The sequence below is a fragment of the Pseudocolwellia agarivorans genome (assembly GCF_002000085.1).
Taxonomy (GTDB): domain Bacteria; phylum Pseudomonadota; class Gammaproteobacteria; order Enterobacterales; family Alteromonadaceae; genus Pseudocolwellia; species Pseudocolwellia agarivorans.
This window is the reverse complement of record NZ_MUZU01000003.1, coordinates 337,277-351,226: the sequence shown is the minus strand read 5'-3', so window position 1 is coordinate 351,226 and position 13,950 is coordinate 337,277. Positions and strand designations below refer to the sequence as shown.

The 13,950-nt window shown below is 35.5% G+C and carries 14 protein-coding genes; 7 read left to right on the top strand and 7 right to left on the bottom strand.

What is annotated here, in order from left to right; translation table 11 throughout:
- Window positions 1–358 precede the first annotated feature (358 nt).
- Window positions 359–1,786, bottom strand: coding sequence for a sensor histidine kinase (locus B0X80_RS07210; RefSeq protein ID WP_077339157.1), 1,428 nt, complete (start codon window positions 1,784–1,786; stop codon window positions 359–361).
- A 431-nt stretch (window positions 1,787–2,217) separates the two neighbouring features.
- Here B0X80_RS07210 and B0X80_RS07205 point away from each other — a divergent pair, with 431 nt between their 5' ends.
- The 6 genes from B0X80_RS07205 (at window position 2,218) to speB (ending at window position 8,858) form a co-directional block, all read left to right on the top strand.
- Window positions 2,218–3,288 carry a hybrid sensor histidine kinase/response regulator gene (locus tag B0X80_RS07205; RefSeq protein WP_077339156.1) on the top strand — a complete coding sequence of 357 codons (1,071 nt, stop codon included), beginning with the start codon at window positions 2,218–2,220 and terminating at the stop codon, window positions 3,286–3,288.
- Between the two features lie 185 nt (window positions 3,289–3,473).
- On the top strand, window positions 3,474–3,920 hold the full coding sequence (locus tag B0X80_RS07200; RefSeq protein ID WP_077339155.1) for a response regulator: 447 nt from the start codon (window positions 3,474–3,476) through the stop codon (window positions 3,918–3,920).
- Window positions 3,921–4,086: 166 nt separating this feature from the next.
- Window positions 4,087–4,725, top strand: a complete 639-nt coding sequence (locus B0X80_RS07195) for an MlaC/ttg2D family ABC transporter substrate-binding protein (protein ID WP_077339154.1) — start codon at window positions 4,087–4,089, stop codon at window positions 4,723–4,725.
- 30 nt (window positions 4,726–4,755) lie between these two features.
- Window positions 4,756–5,595: a mechanosensitive ion channel family protein gene (locus tag B0X80_RS07190; RefSeq protein ID WP_077339199.1), complete on the top strand. Its 840-nt coding sequence runs from the start codon at window positions 4,756–4,758 to the stop codon at window positions 5,593–5,595.
- Window positions 5,596–6,002: 407 nt separating this feature from the next.
- Entirely contained in the window at window positions 6,003–7,916 is a 1,914-nt protein-coding gene (speA, locus tag B0X80_RS07185; RefSeq protein WP_077339153.1) for a biosynthetic arginine decarboxylase, read from the top strand.
- 15 nt (window positions 7,917–7,931) lie between these two features.
- Window positions 7,932–8,858, top strand: coding sequence for an agmatinase (speB, locus tag B0X80_RS07180; RefSeq protein WP_077339198.1), 927 nt, complete (start codon window positions 7,932–7,934; stop codon window positions 8,856–8,858).
- 68 nt (window positions 8,859–8,926) lie between these two features.
- Here speB and B0X80_RS07175 read toward each other — a convergent pair whose 3' ends face one another.
- Genes B0X80_RS07175 through rimK form a run of 4 tightly spaced genes read right to left on the bottom strand, consistent with a single transcriptional unit; the run spans window position 8,927 to window position 12,286 of the window.
- Window positions 8,927–9,793 carry a mechanosensitive ion channel family protein gene (locus tag B0X80_RS07175; protein ID WP_077339152.1) on the bottom strand — a complete coding sequence of 289 codons (867 nt, stop codon included), beginning with the start codon at window positions 9,791–9,793 and terminating at the stop codon, window positions 8,927–8,929.
- A 60-nt stretch (window positions 9,794–9,853) separates the two neighbouring features.
- Window positions 9,854–10,297, bottom strand: a complete 444-nt coding sequence (locus B0X80_RS07170) for an ATP-dependent zinc protease family protein (protein WP_077339151.1) — start codon at window positions 10,295–10,297, stop codon at window positions 9,854–9,856.
- A 43-nt stretch (window positions 10,298–10,340) separates the two neighbouring features.
- Window positions 10,341–11,369, bottom strand: coding sequence for a succinylglutamate desuccinylase/aspartoacylase family protein (locus B0X80_RS07165; RefSeq protein WP_077339150.1), 1,029 nt, complete (start codon window positions 11,367–11,369; stop codon window positions 10,341–10,343).
- Window positions 11,370–11,377: 8 nt separating this feature from the next.
- A complete protein-coding gene (gene rimK, locus B0X80_RS07160) occupies window positions 11,378–12,286 on the bottom strand; it encodes a 30S ribosomal protein S6--L-glutamate ligase (RefSeq protein ID WP_077339149.1) in 909 nt (302 codons plus the stop codon).
- Window positions 12,287–12,496: 210 nt separating this feature from the next.
- Here rimK and B0X80_RS07155 point away from each other — a divergent pair, with 210 nt between their 5' ends.
- The gene (locus B0X80_RS07155; RefSeq protein ID WP_077339148.1) at window positions 12,497–13,345 is read left to right on the top strand and encodes a LysR family transcriptional regulator; all 849 of its coding nucleotides are present in this window, start codon (window positions 12,497–12,499) and stop codon (window positions 13,343–13,345) included.
- A gap of 86 nt (window positions 13,346–13,431) precedes the next feature.
- On the opposite strand, the gene B0X80_RS07150 is transcribed toward B0X80_RS07155, so the two are convergent.
- A complete protein-coding gene (locus B0X80_RS07150; protein ID WP_077339147.1) occupies window positions 13,432–13,680 on the bottom strand; it encodes a hypothetical protein in 249 nt (82 codons plus the stop codon).
- A 15-nt stretch (window positions 13,681–13,695) separates the two neighbouring features.
- Window positions 13,696–13,932, bottom strand: coding sequence for a hypothetical protein (locus B0X80_RS07145; protein WP_077339146.1), 237 nt, complete (start codon window positions 13,930–13,932; stop codon window positions 13,696–13,698).
- Window positions 13,933–13,950 lie beyond the last annotated feature (18 nt).

Genomic DNA, 13,950 nt, shown 5'->3' with positions numbered 1-13,950 from the left:
TTCTTAAGGTATAACTTGCTTAATCCCCTTATTTTTCTGGCGATTAATGTGTGGTTAAATCATGTAGGTTTGTGTTTTGTGGCAACTTTCTGTGTGTAACTCGAGTAATGGTTGAGTATATTTTTCATGACTATGTGAAACATTTACACACTACTTTTCTTTTGGGACGGTAAAGTGCTCATCATCTGAAACATGTTTCCTGACTTCCCTAGTAAAAGTAATGAACACTTTAACATAGCTCGTTATACGCTTTATTCGATTGACTGAATGATGCAAAGAAGTGGTTGGTTAATTACTTTTCAGATATTTTTATAAACAGTTGAAGTAAAAACAATCTTTAGATCCTATTTTTTGACTATTAATTCTCATTAACTTCTACATTATTAGGAAAGGCTACCGAGAAGCAGCAGCCTTCGCCAAGAGTTGACTCTAATGAAACTTTACCTTTATGTTTGTCCATTATTGTTCTTACAATGGTTAGTCCAACGCCGGTACCGTCTTTAGTTGAAAGCCTTTCAAAAATACCAAAAACAAGGTCATGGTATTTAGCGTCAATACCTATTCCGTTATCTTTTATGTGTAGGGTTGTTGTGGTTTCTGTTTGAGTCGTATAAATATCAATAACCAGTTGTTGCATGGGTATTCTGTATTTAAAGGCATTGCTTAACAGGTTGAGTATTACCTCTGAAAACAGTCGATAATTAGCCTTAATAGTATGTAAGTTATCCGCGACATTAATAACCGCTTTGCTTTCAATAATGGGGTTTTCAAGGACTAAAAATTGTTCGTTTAATACTTTTTTTACATCTACATCATTTAGCGTAATTGCTTGTTGTACTATTTTCGATAGCTCTAATAAATCACCTAGTAAAGTTTCCATGTTGTTAACATTTTCAATAATTCTGCTAAAGCGATATTGTTGCTTTTCGGTTAATTGTTCAGATAACTCTGTTGCGAGGTTATTAGTAAAACCGCCTATAGTAACAAGAGGGGATTTAAGATCATGTGACACGGTATAAATAAACTGTTCCATTTCTTTATTTTTATTTAGCAGTTGTTCATTGAGCTGAGACGCAGCTTGTTTTTCGTTTTCAATGTCTTGCATCGCATTTAAGAGGATTTTTTGAGAACGCTCAATCTCCGTTTTGTTATTTTTTAATTTGGTATTTAAAGCGTTACTTTTAATGAGTGCCGCTTGTTGTGTTTTAAGCCAGAAATGCACGAGTGTCATTAACGTCATCATTAAAGCGGCCAGAATGATGAAACCATTTCTAGTACTATTATCAAGTAGGGTTAAAGATTTTTCGTTGAGCGCTTGGGAAAGCTGGCTTGAAACAGCTTCTATTTCATCACGAGAGGGAATGTCATTGTATTGCACGTATTTGTCGAGTTCACGAGCGGAAACATTTTTTTTAATTAAGCTAGGTAATGTGTCTAACCGACTTTTATAAGCAAATAGCATGCTTTTAGTTTGTGGCATTTCAAGCTTCCCTAAAATATTTGTTCCGAGTATTTCAAGTGTATTTACTTGTTTGGAGGCTTGCGAAAAGTTTTTTAAGGCCTTGTCTCTATAATCTGTTTTACTAGGCCTTAACATGTAATTTTTAAAATTATGGATAAGTCCCACATAACCAATTTGATTTTGTAATTGAATAATTGTTTGGTATACCTGTGCTCGCGTTTTTTCCAGTGCTTTTTCTTGAGCAATAAAGTCGAAGGTGATAAATACCTCAAGAGTGAAAAAAAACAACAGGAGTGTTGTGAGTAATATATTTTTTATTTTCATCGTTTAATCAACAGCATAAAGCCTACTTATTTTGTTAGTACAAAAAGGGAGTTTACGTTGAATAGGGGGTGTATATTGGCAATACTCATGACATTTACCGCTTCAGATAAAACATGAGTCAATAAACTAATTGGGCTCTGTACAGGAGATGGCCTTGATGATATGAGCCTAAGATTCATTCCTTGTTGTAAGCAACTGTGCATATGCGTCCCTTAATTTACATTTGATTGGCTTATTGTCGTTTTATCAGCTACAAATAACGTTATAACAATCAGAATATGTTCATATGTATAAGTGCATTTGTAAGTATCTATCTTTAGTATTCAATAGCGTATTTTATTGTTAAAAAAGAAAATAATTACTTTGATTGATAACAAGTATAGCATTACTTTAGTTTAATCAAATAAGTCATCTCGGCAAGGAAAACCATTTTGAAAGTACTTATTATTGAAGATAACCCAGATCATCGAGAGCTGATTGAAGACGCTTTGCATTTAATAAAAGATGTACGCGTTAAAATATCGTCAGCAGCTACTGCTGAATCAGGGAAGTCTATGCTATTAAATAGGAACTATGATGCCTGTTTATGTGACTTACAACTACCTGATTCAACTATTGAAGAAACAATAGAATGGTTAGGCTCTCAGCGTTTTTCTACCCCCATTATTATTTTAACCTCGCTGAATAATTTACAAATAGCAAAAGACTTATTAAACCAGGGTATACAAGACTATATTCCCAAAAATGAGATCTCTCCGCAATTGTTATACCGCACTTGCCGATACGCGATAGACAGATGGCGGCATCAGCAAGTGATTGAAGAACACAATAAAGACATGAAGGCCTTTTGTGCGAGTTTATCTCACGACTTTAATGGCCAAATTAATCACATTAAATTAATTTCAGACATTTTAAAAACCGATTTAGAAGCCCGAGTTACCTTAACGCCAGATGAAAAAAATTGGTTTAAATATCTTAACACCAGTACTACTGCTATTCATGAGTTAGTCTATAGTCTTCAACAGTATTTATTAGTGGGCTCTACAAAAAGAGTGTTTGAATTAGTTAACTTAGCTGATGTTGTAAATGAAGTTGTTGAATTATTAAAAGAGTCTGTTGATAAAGACTTTACTCTGAATATTAAAACACCGCTTCCTACAATTAAAGGTAATGCAGGTTTGCTTCATTTACTTTTTCAAAATTTGATCGGCAATAGTATAAAGTTTAACGAAAACGTACCTGAGATTTTCTTGTCCTCTAAAGAAAACGGGCGTATCGTGAGTATATATATACAAGATAATGGTATTGGGTTTGATGTTGAAAAAACAAAAGAGATATTTACCCCATTTAAAAGGCTTGCTGATAAAAGTAAATACCCAGGTTCTGGTATAGGTTTAAGTATTGTAAAACAAGTTATCGATCATCACCGTGGTAGTATTCAGGTAGAATCAGAAATAGGTGTTGGGAGTTGTTTTATTCTCAATTTCTTAAAGGAAAATTGATCATCGATTTAGAGTCTGTTGGTCTTTCAGGGTTAAGTTTTAAATAAACCCAAAGAGCACGCTTATTTGAAATGTAGACTGCGTTATGTCTCTAAATATTAAAAAGTCGCTGTGAAATCTATCTTGAAAGATCAACGACTTAGTATAAAAGTTTAAATTCTTAACAATGATATAAGGGATATATATTGGACAATTTAAGACCAATCGCGGCATTAATGGTAGAAGATAATGTTGATCATGCACAATTGATGATGGATGCATTTAATGAATTTAATATTAAAAACTCTATTGAACATGTTTTGGATGGCGAACAAGCTATTGCTTATTTAAATAATACCTCTCCGTATGAAGATAAAAGCCAATACATACGACCCGATATTGTTTTTTTAGATATTAGAATGCCCAGGCAGGGCGGAATAGAAACATTAAAAATCATTAAAAATGATGAAAACCTCCGCGACATACCCGTTGTTATGATCAGTACGTCAACGATTACCCCAGATATTCAGGAATGTTATCGATTAGGTGCAAGTGGTTACGTAACTAAGCCCTTACAATTTGAAGAGTTTTCAATAAAAATGAAAGAACTTAATTATTATTGGGTGTTAACCTCAGAATTACCCAAAGAATAAAACTAAATAACCACTAAGTTTTGCCTATAAATGGGGATATTTTCGGCGCCAATCAATTAATTTGATTAAACCCTGTAAATTATTGCGTTAGCAATAAAAATGTTTCTTACTACAATAGTATTTTATTGAAACCCATAAACAACATTTCATCCATAGAGAATACAACGTGAACAACAAATTTAGCCTAACACTTAATCGTTTAACCTTTGCTTTTATACTCAGTTTATTTATTTCCATGTTAGCTGTGGCAGAGGTAAATAACGAACCTGAAAAGCAAGTTAAAGTTGCATTTGGCATAATAGAACAAGAAATAATACAGTTAAAACAGCGTAATGAGTTTAATAGCGCGCAAATTAAAAAAGTATTGAATCAACATTTATTACCTGAAATTAATACCCGTTATTTCGCATTAAAGTCGTTAGGTAAATATGCGAAAGACATGTCTGAAGAGACGAAGCTAAGTTATATTCAAGCATTACAAATTCAACTGATCAACAGCTATGCTAATTTGTTAAGTAACTACAATAATGAAAAAATTGTATTTAACAAAAGCTCGGTATCCGACAGTGGTAAAATTGCGCAAGTATATTTAAATATTGAAAGCCGCAATAAAACCAACACCGCAGTCATTAAATTAATGAAAATAACCGACGATAACTGGAAAATATTCGACATTGTTATTGAAGGTATTAGTTTAGTACAAACCAAACAAGCTGAGTTAAACTCAAGTATTGCTAAATTAGGGGTTGTTGGTACGTTAGAAAAACTGCAAACTATGAATGCCAAAATAGAGTCAACTCAATAGCGTTTTAAGGTGTTTAGTCAAGTGTTTGATATGTTGTTATCCGCAGGTGCAAATGTTAGTTCAATAGTCGAGGTGCTAATAGAAAACAAAGCTGTACTCTCTATCGGTTTAATTTTACTGGTGATGCTTACAAAGCTCAGTTTAGTTAAATTTATTAAGCGTAAAGATAAGCAAAACAAACGATTAAAAATTAATATGGTTAATAATGCGGTTACCGTATTTATTATTATTGGCCTTTTTAATATTTGGTCGCTTGAAATTCAAAAATTTGCCTTTTCAATTGCGGCATTTGTTGTCGCAATAGTGTTAGCAACAAGAGAATTTATTCAATGCTTTATTGGCTTTTTATATATTATTTCTACAAGGCCATTTCGCATTGGTGACTGGGTGCAAGTAGGCAATCATTACGGTGAAGTTCATTCAACAGATTGGGCTAAATTAACATTATTAGAAATTAATATAGACGCATACGAATACACAGGTAAAACCCTTTATTTACCCAATAGCCAATTAATCACTTCAGCGATTAAAAACCTAAACTTTTTGAAACGCTATGCCATGCATCACTTTACGGTGACGAGAGATGGCAGCGTTAACCCATTTAGTTTTTTAGATGAATTACACAAAAAAGCTTACGAATATTGTGCCGACTTTAAAGAAGTTGCTATACGTTACAATCAGTTAATTGAAAGCCGTTTAGACATTAATATTGCAGGGCCAGACCCGCAAATACATGTTGCCACATCAGACGTGGGCGATACGCAAATTTTGTTTACCATATTTTGCCCAACAGAACGTGCCATGGATATAGAACAAAAGTTAACGGCTGATTTGATGAAATTTTGGTTTGAACAGCAAAAAAATAGTTAACCGGAACTCGGTTTAACAAATGCTTTTCTAGCCGCATTTTTCCTAATTTCTGCGTTAAAGTTACTTGCAATAGAGCAGATATTGACGCGAAATTTACTTTGAATTAAGAAAAACTATCAAGCTAGGTGCTCAATAAAACTATTTTTTCTTATATTCCAGCCTGTTAAGTAACTCTTAAAGCGAATTCAGGTCAGTCAATACCATTTTACATATAAGGGAGAGATCCTATCTCTCCTTATTTGTTTTAATGAATAACATACCCAACAAACAAGTGATTAAATTTATTGTTCGATAAACACTTTATTATTTGTTGGACTTTAATCTCATAGCTCCTTAAATTCCACTTCACGATTTATCTTTAGATAGTTAATACTATCATTACGTAATTATACAATTTGGAACATTCAATGAAAGAATACAATTCTCTCGATGCAGTAAGAGCATGCTACAACGTACGTCATTGGAGTCAGGGGTATTATGGGATCAACGATAAGGGTAACGTTTACGTTGCACCTATTAATGACAGCCCTGAAATTACAGCTGATTTGAGTGATATTGTGGAAAAAATTCAAGAGCAAGGGTTAACTTTACCTGCTTTAGTACGTTTTCCTCAAATCTTACATCATCGTGTTCATAGTTTGTGTGACGCCTTTAATCAGGCGATTAAACGTTATAATTACGACGAAAAATACTTATTGGTATACCCAATTAAGGTGAACCAACAACGTGAAGTGGTTGATGAAATTATTTCGAGTCAATTTAACCATGAAACCAAACAATTGGGTTTAGAAGCTGGTAGCAAACCAGAGCTATTAGCTGTATTGGCATTAGCGCAAAAAGCGTCTTCAGTTATTGTTTGTAACGGTTACAAAGACAGAGAATATGTTCGTTTAGCACTTATCGGTGAAAAGCTTGGTCATAAAGTACATATTGTTTTAGAAAAAGTGTCTGAATTAGCAATGATCTTAGCTGAAGCTAAAGCGTTAAACGTAGAACCAAGGCTTGGTATACGTGTACGACTTGCGTCGCAAGGGAAAGGAAAATGGCAAGCAAGTGGTGGTGAAAAGTCAAAATTTGGTTTATCGGCTACTCAAATTTTGCATGTAATTAATACGTTGAAAGAGGCTAAGCAGCTACATACATTGAAGCTAGTGCATTTTCACTTAGGATCTCAAATTGCCAATATTCGCGATGTTAGGTTAGGTGTGAGTGAAGCGGCGCGTTTCTACTGTGAATTAAGAGAATTAGGCGCTGAACTTTCTTGTATGGATGTGGGCGGTGGGTTAGCTGTTGATTACGATGGTACTCGAAGCCAATCTCATAACTCTATGAACTATAGTCTAGCGGAGTACGCGAATAATATCGTGTACACCATTGGTGATATTTGTAAAAGTTATAATCAACCTATGCCGATGATTATTTCTGAATCAGGACGTTCGTTAACAGCACATCATGCCGTGCTTATTTCAAACGTTATTGGTGCTGAATGTTATGAGCCAGAAGAAATTGCTAAACCTTTAGAAACCGTGCCATTAATATTGATTAACATGTGGCAATCGTGGCAACAATTACAAGAGCGTAATGATGACCGTGCGTTAATTGAGATATATCACGATACACAAAACGATATTAGCGAAGTGCATCATCAGTTTGCGTTAGGTTTAATTAACTTAGAGCAACGTTCGTGGGCAGAGCAAGTCAACTTGCGTATTTGTTTTGAATTAAATCAACTTATGGATTCTAAAAATCGTTTCCATAGACCGATTATGGATGAGCTATCTGAAAAATTAGCGGCTAAGTTTTTTGTTAATTTTTCATTGTTTCAATCGTTACCAGATTCTTGGGGTATTGATCAGGTTTTCCCTGTGTTGCCTCTGAATCATTTAGACAATGAGAAAAAACAACGCGCGGTTTTACTTGATATTACCTGTGATTCAGATGGTGCAATTAACCATTATGTTGACGGCCAAGGCATTGAAAGTACTTTATTAGTACCTGCTTGGACAGAAGATAAACCGTATTACATGGGATTTTTCTTAGTAGGCGCTTATCAAGAAATACTAGGTGATATGCATAACCTATTTGGTGATACCCATAGTGTTGTTGTTAACCTAGCTGAAGATGGCAGTATTGAAATGTCAGAAATCAATGAAGGTGACAGTGTGGAAGAGATGCTGGACTATGTACATTTAGATGCTGAAACGTTTAAAGAAACATACAAAGAATTAGTAGACAGCAAATTACCAAGCCATGAACGCGATAGTATTTATAAAGAACTTGTTGCGGGCTTGAAGGGTTATACCTATTTAGAAGAGCTATAAGTGAGTACGAATAAAATGGCAGGTGTTTTTAACCAAGTAGATAATTCAATCTACTCTAATGCGATGACGTTTCTACGTCAGCCATTAGTGGTTGATCCAATCAACAGCGACTCAAACATTGTTGTATTGGGTTTTCCCTTTGATATGGCGACTACAGGACGTTCTGGGGCTCGAATGGGTCCCACTGCTATTAGGCATGCGTCAGTTAACTTAGCGTGGGAAGGTAAGCGTTTTCCGTGGTCTTTTAACTTAACTAAGCACTGTAAAATAGTGGATGCTGGCGATTTGGTTTATAACTGTGGCGACTCAGAAGCGTTTTGTCAGCAGGTAGATGCTGCAGTCAGCACGTTATTATCAGCGGATAAGACAATATTAGCTTTAGGCGGCGATCATTTTATTACCTTGCCGCTATTAAGAGCGTACGCTAAAAAGTTTGGAAAAATGGCGTTAATACACTTTGATGCGCATACCGATACTTACAGTAATGGTAGCCGTTATGATCATGGCACTATGTTTTATCATGCACCTAAAGAAGGGCTTATTGATAAGAATGCGTCAGTGCAAGTAGGCATACGTACAAACTACAAGCAGAAAGATCATGGTTTTAAGGTGATAAATGCCTCAGAAGCTAATGATATGCTGGCAGATGACATTGTTTCTATTATTCGTGAACGAGTAAAAGATATGCCCGTGTATTTAACCTTTGATATTGATTGTTTAGATCCAGCTTACGCGCCAGGCACAGGAACGCCAGTATGTGGTGGATTAACCACAGATAAAGTATTAAAGATATTACGTGGTCTTTCAGGTATTAACATTGTAGGAATGGACGTGGTAGAAGTTGCACCTTCCTATGATAATAGTGAAATTACAGCGTTAGCTGCAGCCACTATAGGGTTAGAACTTATGCACCTGTGGGCAGCTAAACATCTTTCAATCTAAAGTATGTAAATATCAACCCCGTTGTCTTGAAATAAGGCAACGGGGTTGTTTTTTACTCAATAACCTTTTTACTCAATAACCTTTTTAATCATTAACGAACCATCAATATGAACATCTCTTTGCGGAAAGGCGATAACAATATTATGCTGCGTAAATAATTCGTCAATTTGAAACCTTACTTCACTTCTGGCTGTTCGTAATCCTCCTTCAACATTAGAGTTTATCCAGAATACAGCTTCAAAAATCAATGCATTGTCACCAAAGTCTTCAAAGGTAACGATAGGTTTAGGGTCACTAAGAATGTTCTCTTGGTTATCAATAACTTGTTGTAGTAACTTAGCCACAAGTTTTGCTGATGTACCATAAGCTACACCTATGCGCACAGAAGTACGTACAAGTCGGTCAACTAACGTCCAGTTTACAACAGTATTTTCTAACAGCTTACTATTTGGAATGAGTAAATGTACGCCATCTGTTCTTCTTATGCGTGTTGAACGCGTATTAATTTTTTCTACAATACCTTTTGCATTATCTACTTCAAGAAAGTCACCTATACGAATGGGTTTTTCCCACATTAATATCCAACCGCTAATAAAGTTATTAATAATATTTTGTGCCCCGAAGCCAAATCCAATAGCGATGGCACCTGATAGAAACGCAAAGGCTGTAATAGGAACATTGATTAAGTCGAGTATGGTGATGACTAATATGGTAATAGCAACAACATAGAATAGGCGTTGTAAAAGATGAATAACATTAGGATCGGTATGTCTTGATACTAAACGTCTTGAGATAAATTTAATCAGAATTTTGGTTAGCCATAAACCAAGCATTATCCAAACAGGGATGAGAATAATGCTTTTCAAGGTAAGAGGTTGTCCGCCTATTACTAAAATACTTGTATTGAGGAAGGTACTTGCTTGCTCTAACGTCATAGGTTCTCCGTTTTATTTTAAGAGCACTTAACTATTTCATTTTAGGTGCTCTTATATATTTTAATTTTTAGTTATTGTTTGTAAAAAAACAAGTGAAGGGTCAACTAAAAATTGATCGCCAAGTGCTTCTCTGCCGAGTAACATTAAGTAGTTCATGTCAGATCTATCGGTTAAGGTAATTTCAATCGCCCATGTTTTATCACCCAGTGTTATCGGTGTTTTTATAACGTAGCGCTGTTCAGCTTCACCATTAGACGATTTTACTTTTCTGATATCGCTTAACGGTGCAGTACAAGAAACCAGTCGGCTAACATTATGAATGTCAGGATGAATATCAAAAGTAACGTAAGGTTTACCTTTTTTCATTAATCTAACAATGTTGTCCACATGCAGCGACGAAGTTTTTGCGCCGGTATCAACTCTTACTTGTAAATCAGTAATAGCAAGATCGGGTAATTCGATAGACTCTAATCGGCCGATAATTGTTTTAGTATCACTATTCATAATATTCTCTAAATTGTCTTTATAACCAATAATGATTTATGTGTTAAAGGTATAAACCACTTTCAGGTAGTAATAAATCTTGTACTGTTTCTATGTGCTCAGCAATCTCTTCATCACTTTCTTTAAAGTAAGCTATATGAAACATTGCTTCGCCTTCTTGTACTAACGGTATATTTTGTTTACCAATTAATATGCCAGAACGTGACGCGGTTACAACGCCTAACACATCACCATATGGGCTACCAATTTCGGCTAATAGTTCACCTTTAGTTATTTGGTCGCCTAAATTGACTTTGTTATTTACTATGCCACTGGCATTGGCTCTGTGCCAACCACTGCTATTTGCAATATAAGGGTCTGTTGGTTTCTTTTTACGTGGTTTTTTACGCATAAGACCTAAATGTTGCAGTACATTTTCAATACCCTTAATACCGGCTCTAATTGAAAACTCATCAAAGCGTAAGGCTTCACCGGCTTCGTAAAGCAGCACTTTGGTGTTGTTTTTAACTGCAGCATCTCTTAATGAGCCGTCAATAATTGTTGAGTGTAAAACAACGGGTACGCCAAACACTTGCGCAAGTAATTTTGTTTCTTCGTCTTCCATATCACCGCGAATTTGAGGCAAATTAGAGCGATGAATTGCACCTGTATGTAAATCAATACCATAGTCGCAATGTTTCACTATTTCGTTCAAAAAAATATGTGCAACACGCGCAGCTAATGAACCTTTAGCCGAGCCTGGAAAACAGCGGTTTAAGTCTCTGCGATCAGGCATATAGCGACTTTGGTTAACAACACCGTATACGTTCACCATAGGAACCGCGATAACGGTACCTCTAATAATTTTGAAATTCTTTTGACTAATTAAACGTCTAATAATTTCAATACCGTTTAGCTCGTCACCATGCACAGCTGCGCTGATAAATATTGTTGGACCTGGCTTTTTAGCGCGAATGATGTGAATGGGTAAAGAGACATCCGCGTCGGTATATAACTTAGCTACAGGGAGTTCAATTTTACGTTGTTCTCCGGGTAAAATTTCAAATTCACCTATTCGTAATACATCACTCATTGTTGATATTATCCTTGTCCGCGTGTTTTGTTATTTGACGCATTGTTTTCATTTTTTTCAATGAAGTCAAAAACCATACCGGCAATGTTTTTACCTGTCGCCGTTTCAATACCTTCCAAACCTGGAGATGAGTTAACTTCCATTACCATAGGCCCGTTAATGGATTGTAATAAATCTACACCACATACATTTAAGCCCATTGCTTTTGCAGCATTAACGGCTGTTTCTCTTTCAGCTTTACTTAATTTAACTACTTCGGCCGAGCCACCTCGATGTAAATTAGATCTAAACTCGCCTTCAGCGCCTTGGCGTTTCATTGCCGCAACAACGCGTCCGCCAATCACTAAACAGCGAATATCAGCACCGCCAGATTCTTTAATATATTCTTGTACCAATATGTTGGCTTTTAGTCCCATAAAGGCTTCGATAATACTTTCAGCCGCTTTAGCGGTATCAGCAAGTACAACACCTATGCCTTGAGTACCTTCAAGTAGTTTAATCACTAATGGTGCGCCACCTACATTTTTAATTAAATCTTTAATGTTATCAGGCTTACTTGCAAAACCTGTTCTTGGTAAGCCAATGCCTTTTCTTGATAATAATTGTAGTGAGCGTAATTTGTCACGAGAGCGACTGATCGCTACCGATTCGTTCACATTAAATGTTCCCATCATTTCAAATTGGCGCGCTACAGCGGTACCGTAAAAAGTAATAGAAGCACCAATACGAGGAATAATAGCATCGTATTTTGGTAACTCTTTACCGTGGTAACGAACCGTTGGACGGCTACTCGTAATATCCATGTAGCAATGTAATGTGTCTATAACATCAACTTCGTGGCCTTGTGCTTCACCTGCTTCTTTTAAGCGTCGAGTAGAGTATAGGTTTGGGTTTCTTGATAAAATGGCTATTTTCATGTTGTTCGTCTTCCTAATAAAAGTAATACCAGCTTCATTAATGAAGTTGGAATAAAGGGACATTCAATAGTAAGCGTGACACTAACAACCGCCGAAATGCATTAAATGCCTTAATGAGCCGCAGTGTATACACTACAAACTGGACAATAAAACTAAATATTTTATACTGTTTAACAAATATTTTTGATTAGACTGGTTTAAGCGTAGACGATGAAAATTGAATTGCTAAAAACATTTCTTGAGGTCAGCCGAACCTTACATTTTAGAGTTGCTTCTGAAACTTTATTTATAACGCAATCTGCGGTTAGTGCCAGAATAAAATTACTTGAAGATGACTTAGGTGTTTTGTTATTCGATCGCAGTCAAAAACATTTAAAATTAACACCTGAAGGTCATAGGCTAATAAAGCACGCGAACGAATTAATTTTCATGTGGCAAAAAACGAAGCAAGATGTAGGAATTGCGCAAAGTAATACGACGCAGTTGGTGATCGGCTCTATGATGTCTATATGGGATATTGCCCTACAAGACTGGCTGCAAAAACTACATAAAAATATGGATGACTGCAGTTTACTTACCGCAACTTACAGTCCTATTGAGCTAAGAAAAAGTCTTTTAAATCGGGTTATTGATATTGCTTTTTTATTTGAACCTTCTTTTGTTGAAGATTTGATCACCGAGAAAGTGGCAACAGTACCTTTGCATTTAGTGTCCACTAATCCGAGCGATGTTGAAAATGCAGATCATCTTGAAAATTTTATTATGGTTGATTATGGGGAGTCGGTTAACGTGAAATATATGCGAGACTTTCAAGATGCTCCAGCAGCTAAGCATCATATGAATCAACCTATTGTTGCTTTAAATTTTATACTTGATGTGGGCGGTTGTGCTTATTTACCAAGGCAAATGACTTTTGAATATGTGCGTAAGAAAAAACTCTATGTGGTAGAAAATGCACCTGTTTATTCACGCGAAATTTATGCAAATTATTTAGCAAAAAGTCAAAAAGTAGAAATGATTGAGCAGGCTATTGAGCTGTTTCCTTTTGTAAAATTATAACTCACCTTATCCTGTTCGCTTCATAAAACGGACAAAATAAAATGAGTTATTTAAATGCACGACTTTGATTTGCTTTCAAAGATTGACTATTTTTTTGAAGGTAAAGAATCTATCGCGTTGTAGTCATTTGATACTAAATCATCATTTACACATTCAAGTAAATAATTATTTAATTCTTCAGCGCTTACTTCATCTTCGGCAGCATCTTGTTTACATACCGTAAGAATAGATTGAATATAAGCTGCAGAAGCTTGTTCTGTGCCTTCGTTGTCTTCATCAGCAAATGTAAATGTGCTAACGGCTGTTAATAATGTTACTAATAATAATTTTTTCATGTGTGTTGTCCTAATTTAGTGTTCCCACTCGTCAAATAATGTGTTGGTTTCTTGGTCTAACCAACGTTTTTCACGCAGCATATCAAGCCTTTTTTTTACAATAAGCTTATGTTTTGTTTTTTTCTTAATGGCGGTCTTATTTCCAGAACCATAGGCAATTTCAAAACCTGAAATGCCTGAATTAAAATACGAATCGTCGTCTAAGCTTATGTCTTCATCTAAGCTTGCGTCATCATATTCACTCACGTTCATTAACTTTTCCTCTAAAAA

Excerpts from the sequence above, each read along its gene's own strand:
- B0X80_RS07210 (WP_077339157.1), bottom strand. The coding sequence starts at position 1,786 with ATGAAAATAAAAAATATATTACTCACAACACTCCTGTTGTTTTTTTTC.
- B0X80_RS07190 (WP_077339199.1), top strand. The coding sequence starts at position 4,756 with ATGTTGTTATCCGCAGGTGCAAATGTTAGTTCAATAGTCGAGGTGCTA.
- speA (WP_077339153.1), top strand. The coding sequence starts at position 6,003 with ATGAAAGAATACAATTCTCTCGATGCAGTAAGAGCATGCTACAACGTA.
- speB (WP_077339198.1), top strand. The coding sequence starts at position 7,932 with ATGGCAGGTGTTTTTAACCAAGTAGATAATTCAATCTACTCTAATGCG.
- B0X80_RS07175 (WP_077339152.1), bottom strand. The coding sequence starts at position 9,793 with ATGACGTTAGAGCAAGCAAGTACCTTCCTCAATACAAGTATTTTAGTA.
- B0X80_RS07170 (WP_077339151.1), bottom strand. The coding sequence starts at position 10,297 with ATGAATAGTGATACTAAAACAATTATCGGCCGATTAGAGTCTATCGAA.
- B0X80_RS07165 (WP_077339150.1), bottom strand. The coding sequence starts at position 11,369 with ATGAGTGATGTATTACGAATAGGTGAATTTGAAATTTTACCCGGAGAA.
- rimK (WP_077339149.1), bottom strand. The coding sequence starts at position 12,286 with ATGAAAATAGCCATTTTATCAAGAAACCCAAACCTATACTCTACTCGA.
- B0X80_RS07155 (WP_077339148.1), top strand. The coding sequence starts at position 12,497 with ATGAAAATTGAATTGCTAAAAACATTTCTTGAGGTCAGCCGAACCTTA.
- B0X80_RS07150 (WP_077339147.1), bottom strand. The coding sequence starts at position 13,680 with ATGAAAAAATTATTATTAGTAACATTATTAACAGCCGTTAGCACATTT.
- B0X80_RS07145 (WP_077339146.1), bottom strand. The coding sequence starts at position 13,932 with ATGAACGTGAGTGAATATGATGACGCAAGCTTAGATGAAGACATAAGC.